This window comes from Streptomyces sp. NBC_00234, from assembly GCF_036195325.1.
Taxonomy (GTDB): domain Bacteria; phylum Actinomycetota; class Actinomycetes; order Streptomycetales; family Streptomycetaceae; genus Streptomyces.
The window spans coordinates 2,429,589-2,447,812 of record NZ_CP108101.1; the positions used below are offsets into that span (position 1 = coordinate 2,429,589).

The following is an 18,224-nucleotide window of genomic DNA, read 5'->3' on the forward strand; positions in this document are numbered from 1 at the left end:
GGGCTCGGTCTAGCGGCGTAGGACTGTCACGACGGCGGCGCCGCCCAGTCCGATGTTGTGGGCGAGGCCGGTGCGGGCGCCGGGTACCTGGCGGGCGCCCGCCTCGCCCCGGAGCTGCCAGGTCAGTTCGGCGGCCTGGGCGATGCCGGTGGCGCCCAGCGGGTGGCCCTTGGAGATCAGGCCGCCGGAGGGGTTGACGACCCAGCGGCCCCCGTAGGTGGTGGCCCCGGACTCGACGAGCTTGCCCGACTCGCCCTCTCCGCAGAGGCCGAGCGCCTCGTAGGTGAGGAGTTCGTTGATGGAGAAGCAGTCGTGCAGTTCGATGACGTCGAGGTCCTCGGCCGAGAGCCCGGTGGCCGCGTAGACCTGCTGGGCCGCGGCCCGGGACATGGGTGCTCCGACGGCGTCGATGCAGGTGCCGGAGGCGAAGGAGTCGCCGGTGTCGGTGGTCATGGCCTGGCCGGCGATCTCCACGGCCTTGTGCCAGAGCCCGTGCTGCTCGACGAAGCGTTCCGACACGACGACGGCGGCGGCCGAGCCGTCCGAGGTGGGTGAGCACTGGAGTTTGGTCAGGGGGTGGTGGACGGTCCTGGCGGCGAGGACCTCCTCGACGGTGTACGGGTCCTGGAACTGGGCGTAGGGATTGTTCGCCGAGTGACGGTGGTTCTTGGCTCCGACCGCCGCGAGCTGGGCCTCCGTCGTCCCGTACCGCTGCATGTGTTCGCGGGCCGCGTTGCCGAAGATCTGGGCGGTGGGCGGGGACATCTCGAAGCCGTGGGCGGCGGCCATGATGCCGTAGTGCCGGGCGACGGGTGAGGTCTTGAAGTCCGCCGCGCCGCCGTCGGCACCACCGCCGCCGAGCGAGCCGCGTGTCATCTTCTCGAAGCCGAGGGCGAGTACGCAGTCGCTGATGCCGCCCTCGACGAACTGGCGGGCCATCATGAGCGCCGTGGAGCCGGTGGCGCAGTTGTTGTTGACGTTGTAGACGGGCACCCCGGTCAGTCCGAGTTCGTAGACGGCGCGCTGTCCCGCGGTGGAGGGCTGGAAGCAGTAGCCGACGGGGACCTGCTCGACCTGTTCGTACCGGACTCCCGCGTCGTCGAGGGCCTTGGTGCCGGCCTCCTTCGCCATGTCCCAGTACTGCCAGTCGCGGGTCTCGGGCTTCTCGAACTTCGTCATGCCGACGCCGACGATGTATGCCTTCATGGGTACGTCCCTTCAGTCCCGCGGGAGGCCGAGGATGCGCTCGGCGACGACGTTGAGCTGGACCTGTGTGGTGCCGCCCGCGATGGTCAGGCAGCGCGACATCAGGAATCCGTGCACCGCGCGCTCGGCGGCACCCTCGGTGGTCGCGCCCTCGGGTCCCAGGAGTTCCAGGGTGAGTTCGGCGACCTTCTGCTGGTGGGCGGTCTGCACGAGCTTGCGTACGGACGCTCCGGCGCCCGGTTCCAGGCCCGAGACCTGCTGGAGCGTGGTCCGCAGCCCGATGCAGGCCAGGGCGTGGGCCTCGGCGGCGAGCGCGCCGACGCGGGCCCTGGCCGCTCCGTCGAGGTCGGCGCAGCGGTCGATCAGCGCTTCGAGTCCGGTGTCGAACGTCATCTGGTCGGCCATGTGGACGCGTTCGTTGCCCAGGGTGTTGCGGGCGACCCGCCAGCCGTCGTCGACCTCGCCGACGACCGCGTCGGCGGGCAGCAGGACGTCGTCGAAGTACACCTCGTTGAAGAGCGCGTCCCCGGTGATCTCCTTGAGCGGCCGGATGTCGATGCCCCGGGCGCTCTTCATGTCCACCAGGAAGTAGGTCAGGCCGCGGTGCTTGGGGGCGTCCGGGTCGGTCCTGGCGAGCAGGATGCCGTAGTCGGCCCACTGGGCGGCGCTCGTCCAGACCTTCTGCCCGGTGACGCGCCAGCCTTCCTCGGTCCGTACGGCCCGGGTGCGCAGGGAGGCGAGGTCGGAGCCGGCGCCCGGCTCGGAGAAGAGCTGGCACCAGAGGAGTTCGCCCCGCAGGGTGGGCATCAGGAAGCGCTTCTGCTGCTCGTCGGTCCCGTACGCGAGGAGGGAGGGCACCACCCAGGTGCCGATCCCGAGGTCACTCACCTTGATGCCCTGTGCCTTCAGCTCCTGCTGGACGGCCAGTTGCCGGACCGGTCCTGCGCCGAGGCCGTACGGGGCGGGAAGGTGCGGGGCCGCGTATCCGGCCGGGGCCAGGGCGCGGCGGGCGGCGCGGGGGTCGAGGCCGCGGGCGGCGGCGACGGCCTGCCGGGCCTCGGCGCGGTGGCCGGCGGCCTCGGCGGGGAGTTCGAGGGTGAGTTCGCGGCGGGCACCGCTCCCGGCGAGGCGGACGGCGCGCAGCCGGTGGGCGTCACCACCGCCGAGCAGCTGCCGTGCCACCACGGCCCGGCGCAGCTGGAGGTGGGCGTCGTGTTCCCAGGTGAAGCCGATGCCGCCGAGGATCTGGATGCAGTCCTTGGCGCAGGTGTACGCGGCGTCGAGTGCGGTGGCCGCGGCGAGGGCGGCGGTCATGCCCCGTACGTCGGGGGTCTCGTCGAAGGCGCGGGCGGCGTCCCAGGTAAGGGCGCGGGCCTGTTCGAGCCGGACGAGCATGTCGGCGCAGAGGTGTTTGACGGCCTGGAACTGCCCGATGGGCCGGCCGAACTGTTCGCGGACCTTCGCGTATTCGGACGCGGTGTGCAGGGAACGCGCGGCGGTTCCGCAGGCGTCGGCGGCCAGCAGGACGGCGGCGAGGTCGCGGACGGACGCGGTGTCGGTGGCGACGGTCCGGTGGGCGGGGACGCGGACGCCTCCGGCGTGCACCTCGGCGGTGGGACGGGTCGGGTCGACGCTGCCGTGGGGGCGCACGGTCAGCCCCTCGGTGCCGGCGTCCACGGCGAACCACAGGGTGCCGGTGGCCGAGGTGGCGGCGAGCAGGAGCAGGTCCGCCTGGGCGCCGCCGAGTACGGGCGGGGCGGCGCCGTCGAGTACGTGGCCGCCCTCGCTCTCCACGGCGGTGAGGGTGCCCGTGTCGAGGGCTGCCGCTCCGGTGAGGTCGCCGGCCGCGAGGGCCTTGACGAGGTCGCGGAGGCCGTCGCCTTCCTGGTGCGGGGCGGACGCGACCGCCCGGTGCAGGACCGCCGAGGTCAGGACGGTGGCAGCGAAGGGGCCGGGGAGCGAGGCGTGTGCCGCCTCTTCGAGGACCACGGCCAGGTCGAGGAGTCCGCCGCCCCCTCCCCCGTACTCCTCGGGCAGGTGGATGCCGGGGAGGCCCTGCAGGGCGAGCGCGTCCCAGTGGGGCGGCCGGGCGCGGGGCTCGGGCGCAGGGTTCGCGTCCAGGAGTGCGCGTATCTCCTGCGGCGGGACGGCGCGGGCCAGCCCGCCGCGTACGGCCTGCGCCAAGGCGCGATGCTCTTCGGTGATTCCGATGCCCATGCGGTTCCTCGCCGGTCGCAGCCATTGGAACGGCGCAAGAGTAGAACACGTTCCATTCCGAAGGAAGGTCGGAGGACCGCTGGTTTTGGTCCGCTCCGGCTTCGTGTCCCGTTCACCGGAATACCGCGGGCGTACGGAAGCGTTCAGGATGCACACACTTGGGGGGAGCCCGGGTGGTGAGAGCTGCCCGGAGGCCGCACGTATGCGTAGGACGACAAAGGAACAGCCCGCGGGAGAACTCCCCGATCCGGGGAAGGACCGGGCGGGCCGCGGAGTCGTCCCCGTCCTGGCCTTCGCCGGCATCACCGTCGCGGTGATGCAGACCCTGCTCGTCCCCGTCATCAAGGACCTGCCCGCCCTCCTCGGCACCAGCCCGTCGAACGCGACGTGGGTGATGACGGCGACCCTGCTCGCGGGGGCGGTGTCCACGCCCATCATGGGCCGGCTCGGCGACCTCTACGGCAAGCGGCGGATGCTGCTCGCCAGCCTCGCCGTCATGGTCATCGGCTCGCTGATCTGCGCCTTCACCGACGACCTCGTCGTGATGATCGTCGGCCGCGCCCTCCAGGGCTTCGCCATGGGCGCCATCCCGCTGGGCATCGGCATCATGCGCGACGAGCTGCCGCGGGAGCGGCTGGGGTCGGCGATGGGCCTGATGAGCTCGTCGATCGGGGTGGGCGGCGGACTCGCCCTGCCCGCCGCCGCACTGGTCGCACAGCACGCCGACTGGCACACCCTGTTCCTCGGAGCGGCCGGGCTCGGCGTGATCGCGATGGTGCTCACCGTCCTGGTCGTCCCGGAGCCGCCGCTGCGCGCCCCCGGGCGCTTCGACGTCATCGGCGCACTCGGGCTCTCGCTCGGCCTCGTCTGTCTGCTCCTGCCCATCACGAAGGGCAGCGACTGGGGCTGGACCTCCGGTACGACCCTCGGGCTGATCGCGGCGTCCCTGCTGATCCTGCTGCTGTGGGGCCTGTTCGAGCTGCGCACCTCCGCGCCGCTGGTCGACCTGCGCACCACGGTCCGGCGCGAGGTACTGCTCACCAACCTCGCCTCGATCATGGTGGGGGTCGCCTTCTACGCGGTCTCGCTGGTCCTGCCGCAGCTGCTCCAGCTGCCCACCTCGACCGGCTACGGGCTGGGTCAGTCGATGGTGACGGCGGGGCTGTGCGTGGCACCGCTGGGCCTGACGATGATGTTCGTCGCCCCGGTGTACGCCCGTATCTCCGCCCGCCGCGGACCGAAGGCGTCCCTGATGCTCGGCATGCTGATCATCGCGATCGGGTACGGCGCCGGGCTGGGCCTGATGAGTGCCGCCTGGCAGACGGTGATCATCGCCGTGGTGCTCGGGGCCGGGATCGGGCTCGCGTACTCCTCGCTGCCCGCCCTGATCATCGGCGCCGTCGACCCGTCCGAGACGGGCGCGGCCAATGGGCTCAACACCCTGATGCGGTCGATCGGCACCTCGGTGTCGAGCGCGGTGATCGGCATGGTGCTGGCGAACACCTCGGTGGCGATGGGGCCGGTCCAGGTGCCCAGCATGGAGGGGTTCCGGATCTCGTTCGTCATCGCCACGGGTGCGGTGCTGGTCGGCCTGGTGCTGGCCGCGTTCCTGCCCTCGCAGCGGGCGGCGCGCCCGGTGCTGCTGGCGAGCAGCGCGGACGACGCGCTCGCCGCCTCGCCCCCGGTGCGCTCGCCGGACGGGGCCCGCTCCCGCTGACCTGCCCGGACGCCCGGGGCACGGCGGCGGTGGCGGGGCCCGAACCCGTCCCGAAGGTCAGCGCACCGGCGCGTCGAACCTCGGCGTGGTCGTGAGCAGCCGGGAGACGTCCGAACCGGCCGGCAGCTCCTGCGGCTGGGCGCCGCGGGTGAACAGCCGGGCGGGGCGCGCCCCCTGGATCCGTGCCTGGCGGCCGTTGACGCGGAGCCAGGAGCCCTCGCGCAGCCCCAGCACCGGTACGTCGTTCTCCTCCAGGAACTCGGTGAGCCGCTCCTCGCGGGTCTCGCCCTTGTGGGTGCTGGCCGGGTCCGGGTCGAGGTAGTGCGGGTTGATCTGGAAGGGCACCAGACCCAGCGTCCCGAAGGACGGCGGCTGCACGATCGGCATGTCGTTGGAGGTACGCAGCGTGGGGGCCGCCATGTTCGTACCGGCACTGGCGCCCATGTAGGGCAGGCCACCGCGCACGGCGTCGCGGACGGCGTCCAGGAGTCCGGTGCGGTAGAGGGCGCTGAGCAGCCGGAAGGAGTTGCCGCCGCCGATGAACACGGCGTCGGACGCGGCGATCTCGGCGGCCGGGTCGGCGTTCTCGTGCACCCCGCGGACGCTGATCCCGGAGGGTTCGAGCGCCTCGCGGACGCGTGCGGTGTACGTGGCGTAGTCGGCGAGTGCGTAGGGGACGAAGGCCAGTCGGGCGCCGGCGGGCAGGAAGCCGGTGACGGTGTCCATGGCGTGTTCCAGGTAACCGCGGCCGTACTGGGTGGAGTTGGAGAGCAGAAGCAGATTCACTGGGTTCCTCGGAAGAGTGCGTGCGTGGGTCAGGTGGTCCGGGGGCGGCCGGCCTTGGACCTGGGCCGTTGCGGCGGGTGGGTGAGCCGCTGCTCCAGCAGCCGGGCGGCGTGCCGCAGTGCGTCGAGGCGGTCCTCCAGCCCCTCCCGGAACCGCTCCTCGCCACCGCCGAGGCTCAGACTCCCGTACGGCTCGCGCCCCAGGAACACCGGTACGGCGACGGTCGCGATCCCCGCGTCGTACTCACCGACCGTCGAGGCGTATCCCTGGGCCCTGATCTTGAGGAACTCCTGTTCCAGGACGTCCGGGTCGGTGACGGTGCGCTCGGTGAAGCGGGCCATGGGACGGCCCCGGAAGAGCCGGTGGCGCTGCTCGTCGGGCAGGCAGGCGTAGTACGACTTGCTGGTGGCCCCGGCGTGCGCCGGGTAGAGCTCGCCGACCAGCGGGTAGTAGCGCAGCGGCCCGGTCTCGCCCTCCTCCGCCGCGACGCACCGCATGTGGAAGCTGTCGGGAAGGCAGAACAGCACGGTGTCGCCGGTGACCCGGCGCAGTTCGTCCAGGACGGGCCCGGCCAGCAGCTCCAGTGATCCGGAGCGCTCCCAGAGCCGCCCGAGCCGCAGCACGGCGGGGCCGATGCGGTAGCGGCGGGTGACCGGGTCGGAGACCAGGAAGCCCCGGCCCGCGAGGGTGGCGAGCAGGCGCTGGGCGACGGAGGTGTCCCAGCCGAACTCGTCGGCCACCTCCGTGACGCCCCAGTCGGGCCGGGTCCGCTCGAAGGCGAGCAGCACGAGGAGCGCCCGGTCGACGGTTTGCAGGGCACCGGCGGGGGTGCGCCGGTCCAGTTCGTAGTCCGTCATCGTCATCTCACCATTCAGACCTGAATTGCAAATAACGGGAAACAGTTGCGTTCAACGCTATCCGATCCCGAATCTGCTCTCAGCACCCCGTACCGCGCTCTCCCCCGTCAGGCGCCGGACATGTGCCTGGATGAGCGAGAAAGGCCCCCCATGTTGAAGTACGTACTGGACATCGTCGAGCTGCTGGACGATCCCCAGGTCAATGGCAAGGCGGTCGTCGGCTACCTCGACGCCGCGGCTGGGGCCGAGGGTTCGTCCGCGCAGGTCACGACGGTCACCGGCGAGCAGGGCTCGACCGACTTCGTGCTCGTCCGGATTCCCGGCAGCCGGGGCCGCACGGCGGGCGGCAGCGCCCGCACGCTCGGCGTGGTCGGCCGGCTCGGCGGCATCGGCGCCCGGCCCGAGGTGACCGGACTGGTCTCCGACGCGGACGGCGCGGTCTCGGCCATCGCCACCGCGGCCAAGCTCCTCGACATGCGCCGCCGGGGCGACGTCCTGCCCGGCGACGTGATCGTCGCGACCCACATCTGCCCGAGCGCTCCGACGGAGCCGCACGACCCGGTGCCGTTCATGGGCTCCCCCGTGGACATCGCCACGATGAACCGGCACGAGGTGACCGGCGAGATGGAGGCCGTGCTCTCCATCGACACCACCAAGGGCAACCGGATCATCAACCACAAGGGCCTGGCCCTGTCGCCCACCGTCAAGGAGGGCTGGGTGCTCAAGGTCAGCGAGCAGCTCGGCGAGCTGCTGGCCGTCGTCACGGGTGAGCCGTTGGTCACGTACCCCGTGACCACACAGGACATCACCCCGTACGGTAACGGTGCACACCACATCAATTCGATCCTCCAGCCTGCCACCGCGACCGCCGCTCCGGTCGTCGGACTCGCGGTCACCTCGGCCGCCGCCGTCCCGGGCTGTCAGACGGGCGCGAGCCACGAGACGGACATCGCCTCCGCCGCCCGGTACGCCGTCGAGGTCGCCAAGGCGTTCGGCGGCGGCCAGCTGGACTTCCACGACGCGGTGGAGTTCGACAACCTCGTCACCCGCTACGGCCCGCTGACCCACCTGCAGACCTTCGGCCGCACACCCCAGGAGTCCTGATGACAGACACCTCGCAGGCTCAGGTGCGCAGCGCCGAGACCAAGAGCATCGGGAGCGACGACTACGCGCTCTCCCGCGTCCCGCGCGACAAGCGCTTCGGCTTCTGGTCGATGCTGCTGCAGTGGCTGGCCCAGTCCGGATCGATATCCCAGTTCACGCTCGGCGCCACCATCGGTGTCGGCATGACCTTCGGGGACGCCTTCCTCGCCTTCACGCTCGGCGCGGTCATCCTGGAGATCGTGATCTTCGCGATCGGCCTGGCCGGAATGCGCGAGGGCCTGGCGACCCCGATGCTGACCCGCTGGGTCGGCTTCGGCCGCAACGGCTCGGCGCTGGTCAGCTTCGTCATCGCGGTCAGCCTGGTCGGCTGGTTCGGCGTGCAGAACACGATCTTCGGCAACAGCGTCTCGGCGCTGGTCGGCGGACCGTCGTGGATGTGGTGCGTCGTCGCGGGCCTCGCCATCACGGCCCTGGTGATCTTCGGCTTCAAGTACATGGCCCTCTTCGCCAAGATCGTCACGCCGCTGTTCTTCGCGATGGTCGCCTGGTCGATCGTCACCACGCTCAACGACCACTCGATCAGCGAACTGATGAGCTCGCCGCCGCCCGGTGAGACGATCCCGCTGGCGATCGCCGCCACCGCCATCGCGGGCGGCTACATGACCGGCGCCATCGTCTCCCCCGAGATGACCCGCTACAACAGGAAGGGCTCGCACGTCTTCGTGCAGAGCGCCTCGTCGATGATCCTCTCCGAGTACATCGTCGGCATGGTGGGTGTCCTCCTGGGCCATCTGGTGAAGTCCAACGAGGTGTCGCACATCGTGCTCTCCACCTCGGGCGCCTTCGGTGTGATCGTGGTCCTGATGTCCACCGCCAAGATCAACGACTGGAACCTGTACGGCTCCTCACTCGGCGTCGTCAACTTCTTCCAGGTCGTCTTCGGCAAGCGGATGCACCGCGGCGCGGTCACCGTCGCCCTCGGCATCGCCGGCACCGTGCTCTCGGCGATCGGCATCATGACCCACTTCACCGAGTTCCTCTCCCTGCTGGGCGTGGCCATCCCGCCGATCGGCGGCATCATCGTCGCCGAATACTGGATCGTGAAGCGGATGCGCAAGCCGCTGGACGAGACCCGCGAGGCCGAGACCCTGCCGAAGACCTCACCGACCTGGGTGCCGATGTCCCTGGTCATCTGGATCGCCGCGTTCTGCGTCGGCAAGTTCTACGACGGCGGCATCCCCGCACTCAACTCGCTGGCCACCGCCTTCCTGCTGTACTGCGCGCTCGGCCTGCTGGGCTGGATCAAGCCGTACGGCACCTCGACCCTGGACGACGAGGACGGCGCCGTCCCCGCCGCCCCCGCCAAGACCTCCGTAGGTGCAGCATGACCACCCCCGCCTCCGAAGAGGCCCAGAACGAAGTCGTCTCCCTCTGCGCCGAACTGATCAGGTTCGACACCTCCAACCCGACCAGCAACGAGCGGGCCGCCGCCGACTGGGTCGTGGGCCGCCTCGCCGAGGCGGGCATCGAGTCCGAACTGATCGAGTCCGCCCCCGGCCGCGCCAACGTCGTCGCCCGCATCACGGGCAGCGACCCCGGCCGGGGCGCGCTCCTGGTCCACGGCCACCTGGACGTCGTACCCGCCGACGCCTCCGAGTGGCAGGTGCCGCCGTTCTCCGGCGAGATCCGCGACGGCTACCTGTGGGGCCGCGGCGCGATCGACATGAAGGACACCGTGGCCGTCATGCTGGCCACCGCCCGCCACTTCGCCCGCACGGGCACCAAGCCGTCGCGGGACGTGGTCCTCGCCTTCCTCGCCGACGAGGAGGCGGGCGGCAGGTTCGGCGCCCACTGGCTGGTCGAGCACCGTCCTGAACTCTTCGCGGGGGTCACCGAGGCGATCGGCGAGGGCGGCGGCTTCTCCCTCGCCCTCGACGACACCCGCCGCCTCTACCCGATCGAGAACGCCCAGCGCGGCATGGCCTGGATGGAGCTCACCGCCACCGGCCGGGCCGGCCACGGCTCCTCCCCCAACGCCGAGAACGCCGTCACCGACCTCGCGGAGTCCCTCACCCGCATCGGCCGCGAGACCTTCCCGATCCGTCTGATCGAGCCGGTCCGCGCCCTGCTGGAGGAGGCGGCCCGCCTCTACGGTGTCGAGTTCGACGAGAACGACATCGAGGGCAGCCTCGCCAGGCTCGGCCCGGTCGCGGACTTCATGCAGGTGGTGCTCCGCAACTCGGCGAACCCGACCATGTTCGACGCCGGCTACCAGACCAACGTCATCCCGGGAAAGGCCACGGCCCGCATCGACGGCCGCTTCCTCCCCGGCCACGAGCAGGAACTGATCGACACCATCGACCGGCTCCTCCTCCCCTCCGTCAGCCGCGAGTGGGTCAACCACGACATCGCGATGGAGACGACGTTCGACGGCCCGCTGGTCGACGCCATGTGCGAGGCGGTACGCGCCGAGGACCCGGACGGCCACCCGGTGCCGTACTGCAACCCCGGCGGCACCGACGCCAAGGCGTTCACCCACCTCGGCATCCGCTGCTTCGGCTTCAAGGGCCTGAAGCTCCCCCACGACCTGGACTACGGCCGCCTCTTCCACGGCGTGGACGAGCGCGTCCCGCTGGAGGGCCTGCGCTTCGGCGTCCGCGTCATGACCCGGCTCTGGCAGAGCTGCTGACCCTCATATCGCAGCTCTGCCAGGGGACCAGCCCGACCCGGGCTCACCCCGCAGGGTCTGTCGTTCGGATCAGGCCGCACCCCGCGAGCCCGGCATGATCCGAACGACAGACACCGGGCCCCCGCCGTCCTTGACGGCGGGGGCATGCGGCACGATGGGGCGCCGTCGATCGACCGACCCACCAGGAGGAACGCCGTGGCCGCCGAGCCCAAGCCGGAGATCCTTGCCGCGTTCGAGGCCGCCAAGGGCTTCATGCCGGTACGCGAAGGGCTCGCCCTCTACGCGGCGGCGGCCGACGCCGCCACGCTCGGCCTCCCGCTCCTCGAGGTGGGCACCTACTGCGGGCGCTCCACCCTCCTGCTGGCCGACGCCGCCCGCTCGGCGGGCGTCACGGCCCTCACCGTCGACCACCACCGGGGCAGCGAGGAGCAGCAGCCCGGCTGGGAGTACCACGACCCGACCGTCGTGGACCCCGAGGTCGGCCTGATGGACACGCTCCCCACCTTCCGCCGGACCCTGCACCGGGCCGGTCTGGAGGAGCACGTGGTGGCCCTGGTCGGCAGGTCCCCGCAGGTCGCCGCCGTCTGGGGCGGAAAGCTCGGCTTCGTCTTCATCGACGGCGGCCACACCGACGAGCACGCGAACGGCGACTACGAGGGCTGGGCCCCGCATGTCGCCGACGGCGGGCTCCTGGTGATCCACGACGTGTTCCCCGACCCGGCGGACGGCGGCCAGGCCCCGTACCGCGTCCATCAGCGGGCGCTGGCCTCCGGAGCCTTCACCGAGATCTCGGTGACGGACTCGCTGCGCGTCCTGCGGCGTACGGGGACGGGTATCTGAGCCGCCCGGATAGGCTCGCCGCGTGCCGTACGACGACAGAATTCCCCCCACACGCCGCGGCCGGCCCCTGCTCACCGCCGCCGCGCTGGCCTGCCTCTCCCTGACCGTCGCCGGATGCGGAGGCGGCGGCAGCGGCGTCGCGACGCCGCCACGCACCGGCGGCGCCGGGAGCGCCGGAAGCGCCGCCCCTTCGGCGCCGGCGTCCACGACACCGGCGCCCTCCTCCGCCTCCGCCACGCCTTCGGCGTCCGCGAAGCCCCTGCCGAAGGGGCCGCTCACGGGAAAGACCGTGGTGATCGACCCCGGCCACAACCCGCGCAACCGCGAACACACCCGGGAGATCGCCCGGTTGGTGGACATCGGCACCGGGCGCAAGGAGTGCGACACCACCGGCACCGCGACCAACGCAGGTTACGCGGAAGCGCAGTTCACCCTCGACGTGTCACGCCGGCTGCGCACCCTGCTGGAGGCACGGGGCGCGAAGGTCGTGATGACGCACGACAACGACCGCCCCTTCGGCCCGTGCGTCGACGAGCGGGCCCGGATCGGCAACAAGGCCGGCGCCGACGCGGCGGTCTCCGTCCACGCGGACGGTTCGGCGACGGGCAACCGGGGATTCCATGTGATCCTCCCCGCCCGGGTGCGGGGAGGCGCGGCGGACACGGCGGACATCGTCGAACCCTCGCGCGAACTCGGCACCCGTATCGCGGGTCTCTTCGTACGTGCCACCGGAAGCGCGCCTTCCAATTACATCGGCGACAAAACCGGTCTCGACACCCGCGACGATCTCGGCGGACTCAACCTTTCGACCGTTCCGAAGGTCTTCGTCGAATGCGGCAATATGCGTGACCCGAAGGACGCGGCCCTGCTCACGGACCCGGACTGGCGCCAGAAAGCGGCACTTGGGATGGCCGAGGGCATCAGCAGCTATCTCAAGGGGTAGTTCTGCGGGGATATTGGGCGGATAGCAACCCAAGGCTCCGGGCCGGGGCACAACCCGACCGGGCAGACGATAGATTCATCCGTACGATGGGGAGCCGCCCCCGAGCTTCGCGCCGTACCCGCCGTTCAGGCGGCAGCGACGACCGCCCCGACGAGACGACCGACTAAGGACCTTCACGTGAATATCCGCTCCCTCACTCGAGGCGACGGCGTGGTGATCGGAGCAGCGGTGGTGCTGTTCATCGCCTCCTTCCTCGACCTCTCCGGTTTCGACTGCCCCGCAGGCGTCAACTGCTCCAGCTTCGACAGCCCGAACGCCTGGGACTCGCTCTCGCTCCTGATGAGCATCTTCCTGGCCGGTGTCATCGGCGCGGCACTGGTGATCGTGGGCCGTTCCATGCCGGGCCGCAAGGTCGTGGGGCTGGACCTGGGCCAGTTCGGTGTCGCGTTCACCGTCTTCTCGCTGTGGACGGCGTTCTGGACGATCATCGACGCCAACGACGCGGGCGCCGGCATGATCCTCGGCCTTCTCGCGACCATGGCGCTGGCGGCCGGTGCGATCGCCACCCCGATGGTTCCGGCGCTCAAGGCCCCGCTGATGGGCGCCCCGCGTCCGGCGCAGCAGGGTGTGCAGGCGCCGTACGGTGGACAGCAGCAGCCCGGCCAGGGCTACGGCTACCCCGGCGCCCAGCAGCAGCCCTACGGCGGCCAGCCGGGTCAGCCCCAGCCGTACGGTGCGCAGCAGCCCGGTCAGGGCGACCCGGCGCAGGCGCACGCCATGCACGCGCAGCAGGCACCCCAGGCCCAGCAGGCTCCGCAGGACGGTGGAGCGTCGGCCGGCGACTTCACGCCGTTCTGGTTCGCGGTGCCGGTGGCCCGTCCGCTGTACGGCGAGGACGGTTCGCCGAACCCGATCGCCGAACTGGCGCCGGGCACCTGGTACCTCGCGGTCGAGCAGCGCGGTCCGGGCCTCATCGCCCAGACCCAGGACGGCCGTCGTGGGGTCCTCCAGGACACCACGGGCATCCAGCGCGGCTGACGCACTCCGACGTGCCTCACGGCCCCTCGCCCTTCCGGGCGGGGGGCCGCTGTCGTACAGTCCCTCCCACGTCGGCGATCTGACGTGGCGTCACGACAGGCCCTAGGGCTGGAGGGTGCGGAATGCGGCTCGGACTCGCTCTCGGATACTGGGGCCGCGGCCCGAATCCGGACCATCTCCCGCTGGCCCGCAGCGCCGAGGAGCTCGGCTACGACTCCGTGTGGACGGCGGAGGCGTGGGGCTCGGACGCCTTCACACCGCTGACCTGGATCGCGGCCCATACCTCCCGGATCCGACTGGGCACCGCCATCGCGCAGATGGCGGCGCGTACGCCCACGGCGACGGCGATGCACGCACTCACCCTCGACCATCTCTCGGGCGGCCGGATGATGCTGGGGCTCGGTCTTTCCGGGCCCCAGGTGGTGGAGGGGTGGTACGGGCGGCCGTTCCCCAGGAGTCCGCTGACCGCGACCCGTGAGTACGTCGAGGTGATCCGCCAGGTCCTCGCGCGGGAGGGGCCCGTCGCGCTCGCGGGGCGCTTCCACTCCCATCCGTACAGCGGGCCGGACGGCACCGGTCTGGGCAAGCCGCTGAAGCCGATCACCCATCCGCTGCGCGCCGGACTCCCCGTGCTGCTGGGCGCGGAGGGGCCGAAGAACGTCGCGCAGACGACCAGGATCGCCGACGGCTGGCTGCCGCTGTACTGGTCGCCCATGCGCCCCGACGTGTACGGCGTGACGGCCGCGGACCTTCCCGAGGGATTCATGGTCGCGCCGATGGCACGGGCGCACGTCTGCGAGGACGTGGCCGAGGGGCTGCTGCCGGTGAAGGCGATGCTGGGGTTCTACATCGGGGGCATGGGCCACGCGGCCCGGAACTTCCACGCCGATCTGATGGGCCGGATGGGGTACGAGGAGGAGGCCCGGCGCATCCAGCGGCTGTTCCTGGAGGGCCGCAAGGAGGAGGCGGTGCTCGCGGTGCCGGACGCGTTCGCCGACGAGATCTCGCTCGTCGGCCCGCGTGAACGGATCGCGGAGCGGCTGGAGTTGTGGCGCAAGGGACCGGTGACCGATCTGCTGGTCACGGCACCGGACCCGAACACGCTGCGGGTGCTCGCGGAGCTCAACTCCTAGAGAACCTGGCCGGCGGATCAGCCGAAGGACGAGCGGTCCAGCCAGAAGTCCAGCAGTTCCGCGTCCCCCAGCACCTCGACCCGGGTACTGCCGGGGCTCAGCCGGCGGTGGAAGACGAGCATCAGGTCGGTGAGCGTGCCGCGCAGGGCGACGGTGGCCTTCCCGTGGGCGTGGCGCCAGCCGAAGGCGTCCTCGCCGAACTCGATCAGCCACTCCGCGCCGGGCACGTCCGTGGCGTGCAGGTGCAGGGAACGCCCGCCGCCGCACAGTTCGACGGCCTCCGGGTCGCCGTCCCGCTGGGCGGCGGCGACGATCTCCAGCCACTCCTCGATGGTGTCGGCCGCCACCTCGGGCGTCACCTCGTAGTCGGCCCGTGCGGCGAGGGCGGCGTCCGCGCGGTGCACGACGGTCTCGTGCGCCATGCGCCGCGCCCAGAACGACGGCCGCTGCTCCGCGGACCAGCTCCAGACCTCGGTGTCGGGGCCCGCCTCGCGCAGGGCCGCCACGGCGCCCTCGGCCCCTTCGGCGAGCCAGGCGTCGAGGGCGCCCGGCTCCTCGCTCTCCGGCCCCGCGCTGCCCGGCACCCGGTCCTCGGGAATGTCCTCGGTGGCCCGGGTCCGTACGATCTCGCCGACCCAGCGGTGGGCGCCGCCGACGTGGACGGCCAGCTCGCGCAGACTCCACTCGGGGCAGGTGGGGACCCGCGCGGTGAGGTCCGCGTCCTTGAGCGCCGCCCGGAGCCCGTCGGTCTGGGTCAGGATCTCGTCGCAGTAGCGGTCGTACGGAAGAAGGGTCATTCGAGCACCCTAGGGCCTCTCGTCCGGATCATGCCGGGCTCGTCTGGATCATGCCGGGACCACACGCGTCTACTGGCCCAGTTGAGAGGTGGACGGGACCTTGTCCTTCACCTCGGCGCCCACACTCGCGCCCGCTTCCTTGATGCTGTTCACGACGCTCTCGAAGACACCGATGTCCCCGGCTCCGGCCTCGCCGTTGCGGAGCTTGGTTCCCAGCTCCTTGAGCGATTCGATTCCGGCCGTCAGCGGGGCGACGGCCTTCGAGAGCAGCGGGTCGCCCTTGGCGTTCTCCGCCGCCGCCTTCAGCCGGTTGTACGCGAACCCGCCCGCGAGCCCCGCCTTGATCAGGGCGAAGGTGCGGCCGTCCGCGCCCTTCTTGAACGAGCCCGCGCGGTACGGCTTCACGATCCACTGGTACGTCGCACCGGCCGCCAGCCCCGCGTTGGCCACGAACCGGGTCTTGGCGAGCTTCTGCTTCGAGGCGGAGGGCGAGACGCCCGGGCTCGCGCTGGAGACGGCGTTCGTCGTGCTGCCGCTGCCGCTTTCGCCGTCCCCGCAGCCGGTGGCGCTCACCAGCACGGCGCAGGACAGCAGCAACGCCACCGGAAGGCGGCGGAGCGGTTGGGGACGGGGCACGGCGGACCTCCCTGACCGGGCATTTCACGGCGAGTGACGCAGCTCGGCACTCCGGGCCAGGCTCGCCCGGCCGGGCACGGGCCGCCAGTCGGACGGGCCGTCCGGGTTTCACTCTGCGTAAAACGGCAACCCGAAGTCCATGTCTCCCAGAACAGGCACAGGAAGCAGTACCGCAGCACGTGTCATAGCCGTCGTGGCCGACGTCATGGCCTTCATCATCGGCTTGTGGATTCTGATGTACCTGCTCGACGCCAACCGGGGCAACGAACTGGTCGAGTTCGTCCGGGAATCCGCCCGCTGGCTGGCCGGCTGGTCGCACGACCTGTTCACCTTCGACGCCGAGTGGGCGCGGGTCGTCGCCGGATACGGCCTCGCCGCCGTCGTCTACCTCTTCATCGGCCACGCCGTGGCCGGCCGCGTCCGCCGCTTCTGAGAAGTCAGCGGCAGCAGTCCGGTTCCAGCCCCCTGGGCAGCCGCTCCCCGCCGAAGACCGCGGTGGTCGCCTCGTCCCCCCCGAGCGCGGCCACCGCGAGCAGCAGGGAGCCCGCGGTCCAGGTGGTGAGTTCCTCGGGCCAGAAGGCGCGGTTGCCCTCGAAGACGTACCCCGTCCAGTACAGGCCGCCCTCGGCGCGCAGGTGCTGGACGGACTGCAGGATCTCCAGAGCACGGTCGGACTCGCCCATCACCCAGAGTGCCAGGGCGAGTTCGCAGCTCTCCCCGCCGGTCACCCACGGGTTGGGGAGTACACAGCGCACACCGAGTCCGGGGACGACGAACCGGTCCCAGCCGTCCTCGATCCGCTTCTTCGCGGCGGTTCCCGTGACCGCGCCGCCGAGGACCGGGTAGTACCAGTCCATCGAGTAGCGGTCCTTGTCCAGGAAGCGCTCCGGGTGGTTGCGGATCGCGTGGCCGAGCGCTCCGGCCGCCAACTCCCAGTCGGGCTGCGGCTCTTCGCGTTCCTCTGCGATGGCGAGCGCGCAGCGCAGGGCCTGGTGGATGGAGGAGGAGCCGGTCAGCAGCGCGTCGGTGACGGGGGTTCCGTCGGCCTCCCGCTTCCAGCCGATCTGGCCGCCGGGCTGCTGGAGGCGCAGGACGAACTCGACGGCGGCGTAGACCGTCGGCCACATCCGGTCGACGAACGCGTCGTCGCCCGTGGCGAGGTAGTGGTGCCAGACGCCGACCGCGACGTAGGCGCAGAAGTTGGTCTCGCGGCTGCGGTCGGTCGGCTGCTCCACGTCGCCGTCGTGGTAGGCGGCGTACCAGGAGCCGTCCTCGTTCTGGTTCCGGGCCAGCCAGTCGTAGGCGCGTTCCGCGGCCTCGTGCTCGCCGGAGGCGTCGAGCGCCATGGCGGCCTCGGTGTGGTCCCAGGGGTCGAGGTGGTGGCCGCGGAACCAGGGCAGTGCCCCGTCCTCGCGCTGGACGGCGCGCAGCGCGGCGACGGTCTCGGCGGCCTGGTCGGCGGTCAGGACCCCGGGCAGTACGAGGTGTTCGGTCCGCTCGGGAGTGCTCACGCCTCGGCCTTGGGAAGGTGGGGCTTCGTCGCGTACGCCACGAAACTCTTGCCGACGACCGGGTTGAGCAGCTGCTCGGCGACGCGGGTGACGGCGGGCTTCTTCATGATGTCCCAGACGAGCAGCTTGTGGTACGCGCGCACCGGCAGCGCCTTGTCGTTGTCCACCCCGAAGGCGCACTTGAGCCACCAGTACGGGCTGTGCAGGGCGTGCGCGTGGTGGGTGCCGTACGGCTTGAGGCCGGCCTCGCGGATCTTGCGGAGCAGTTCGTCGGCCTTGTAGATCCTGATGTGGCCGCCCTCGACCTCGTGGTACGCGTCGGAGAGCGACCAGCAGACCTTCTCGGGGCCGTAGCGCGGCACGGTGATCGCGATCCGGCCGCCGGGCCTGAGCACCCGGACCATCTCGGCGAGCACGCCCTTGTCGTCGGGGATGTGCTCCATGACCTCGGAGATGATCACGACGTCGAAGGAGTCGTCGGGGAAGGGCAGGTTGAGGGCGTCACCCTCCATCGCGGTGGCGGTGGCACCCTCGGGGGCCTCCCCGGCCTCCTTCATGGCGGCGAACCACTTGGCGACTTCGCGGATCTCCTCGGCGTTCTGATCCAGTGCCACGACCTGGGCGCCGCGCCGGTAGCACTCGAAGGCGTGCCGGCCGGCACCGCAGCCCAGATCGAGCACTCGGTCGCCTGCGGCGAGCGGGAAGCGGGTGAAGTCGACGGTCAGCACGAGGGCCTGCCTTCGAGGTCGG

General features: G+C 71.3%; 17 protein-coding genes. 9 read left to right on the top strand and 8 right to left on the bottom strand.

What is annotated here, in order from left to right:
- Nucleotides 1–9: 9 nt before the first annotated feature.
- Nucleotides 10–1,206, bottom strand: a complete 1,197-nt coding sequence (locus OG230_RS10550) for a lipid-transfer protein (protein ID WP_328909904.1) — start codon at nt 1,204–1,206, stop codon at nt 10–12.
- Between the two features lie 12 nt (nt 1,207–1,218).
- On the bottom strand, nt 1,219–3,423 hold the full coding sequence (locus OG230_RS10555; RefSeq protein WP_328909905.1) for an acyl-CoA dehydrogenase: 2,205 nt from the start codon (nt 3,421–3,423) through the stop codon (nt 1,219–1,221).
- Between the two features lie 202 nt (nt 3,424–3,625).
- On the opposite strand from OG230_RS10555, the gene OG230_RS10560 reads away from it, so the two are divergent.
- On the top strand, nt 3,626–5,140 hold the full coding sequence (locus OG230_RS10560; RefSeq protein ID WP_328909906.1) for an MFS transporter: 1,515 nt from the start codon (nt 3,626–3,628) through the stop codon (nt 5,138–5,140).
- A 57-nt stretch (nt 5,141–5,197) separates the two neighbouring features.
- Here OG230_RS10560 and pepE read toward each other — a convergent pair whose 3' ends face one another.
- The gene (pepE, locus tag OG230_RS10565; protein ID WP_328909907.1) at nt 5,198–5,926 is read right to left on the bottom strand and encodes a dipeptidase PepE; all 729 of its coding nucleotides are present in this window, start codon (nt 5,924–5,926) and stop codon (nt 5,198–5,200) included.
- Between the two features lie 29 nt (nt 5,927–5,955).
- Nucleotides 5,956–6,783: an IclR family transcriptional regulator gene (locus tag OG230_RS10570; RefSeq protein ID WP_328909908.1), complete on the bottom strand. Its 828-nt coding sequence runs from the start codon at nt 6,781–6,783 to the stop codon at nt 5,956–5,958.
- A 150-nt stretch (nt 6,784–6,933) separates the two neighbouring features.
- On the opposite strand from OG230_RS10570, the gene OG230_RS10575 reads away from it, so the two are divergent.
- The 7 genes from OG230_RS10575 (at nt 6,934) to OG230_RS10605 (ending at nt 14,530) form a co-directional block, all read left to right on the top strand.
- The gene (locus OG230_RS10575) at nt 6,934–7,887 is read left to right on the top strand and encodes a DUF1177 domain-containing protein (protein ID WP_328909909.1); all 954 of its coding nucleotides are present in this window, start codon (nt 6,934–6,936) and stop codon (nt 7,885–7,887) included.
- Entirely contained in the window at nt 7,887–9,275 is a 1,389-nt protein-coding gene (locus tag OG230_RS10580) for a cytosine permease (protein ID WP_328909910.1), read from the top strand. Before OG230_RS10575 ends, OG230_RS10580 begins: the two co-directional genes overlap by 1 nt.
- Entirely contained in the window at nt 9,272–10,576 is a 1,305-nt protein-coding gene (locus tag OG230_RS10585; RefSeq protein WP_328909911.1) for a M20/M25/M40 family metallo-hydrolase, read from the top strand. The genes OG230_RS10580 and OG230_RS10585 overlap by 4 nt, the downstream gene beginning before the upstream one ends.
- Before the next feature lie 252 nt (nt 10,577–10,828).
- Entirely contained in the window at nt 10,829–11,416 is a 588-nt protein-coding gene (locus OG230_RS10590; RefSeq protein WP_443051583.1) for a class I SAM-dependent methyltransferase, read from the top strand.
- A gap of 22 nt (nt 11,417–11,438) precedes the next feature.
- A complete protein-coding gene (locus OG230_RS10595) occupies nt 11,439–12,359 on the top strand; it encodes an N-acetylmuramoyl-L-alanine amidase (RefSeq protein WP_328909913.1) in 921 nt (306 codons plus the stop codon).
- Between the two features lie 177 nt (nt 12,360–12,536).
- Nucleotides 12,537–13,397, top strand: a complete 861-nt coding sequence (locus OG230_RS10600; protein ID WP_328909914.1) for a hypothetical protein — start codon at nt 12,537–12,539, stop codon at nt 13,395–13,397.
- A gap of 122 nt (nt 13,398–13,519) precedes the next feature.
- Entirely contained in the window at nt 13,520–14,530 is a 1,011-nt protein-coding gene (locus tag OG230_RS10605; protein ID WP_328909915.1) for an LLM class F420-dependent oxidoreductase, read from the top strand.
- A 17-nt stretch (nt 14,531–14,547) separates the two neighbouring features.
- Here OG230_RS10605 and OG230_RS10610 read toward each other — a convergent pair whose 3' ends face one another.
- Together OG230_RS10610 and OG230_RS10615 are read right to left on the bottom strand one after the other, a co-directional pair.
- Entirely contained in the window at nt 14,548–15,327 is a 780-nt protein-coding gene (locus OG230_RS10610; RefSeq protein WP_328909916.1) for a maleylpyruvate isomerase family mycothiol-dependent enzyme, read from the bottom strand.
- Between the two features lie 69 nt (nt 15,328–15,396).
- Nucleotides 15,397–15,963, bottom strand: a complete 567-nt coding sequence (locus tag OG230_RS10615) for a hypothetical protein (RefSeq protein WP_328909917.1) — start codon at nt 15,961–15,963, stop codon at nt 15,397–15,399.
- Between the two features lie 139 nt (nt 15,964–16,102).
- Here OG230_RS10615 and OG230_RS10620 point away from each other — a divergent pair, with 139 nt between their 5' ends.
- Entirely contained in the window at nt 16,103–16,396 is a 294-nt protein-coding gene (locus OG230_RS10620; RefSeq protein ID WP_328909918.1) for a hypothetical protein, read from the top strand.
- A gap of 4 nt (nt 16,397–16,400) precedes the next feature.
- On the opposite strand, the gene OG230_RS10625 is transcribed toward OG230_RS10620, so the two are convergent.
- Nucleotides 16,401–17,474: a prenyltransferase gene (locus OG230_RS10625; RefSeq protein ID WP_328909919.1), complete on the bottom strand. Its 1,074-nt coding sequence runs from the start codon at nt 17,472–17,474 to the stop codon at nt 16,401–16,403.
- Nucleotides 17,471–18,202 (bottom strand): class I SAM-dependent methyltransferase, encoded by a 732-nt coding sequence (locus tag OG230_RS10630; RefSeq protein WP_328909920.1) that lies wholly within the window; start codon nt 18,200–18,202, stop codon nt 17,471–17,473. The genes OG230_RS10625 and OG230_RS10630 overlap by 4 nt, the downstream gene beginning before the upstream one ends.
- Between the last annotated feature and the right edge of the window lie 22 nt (nt 18,203–18,224).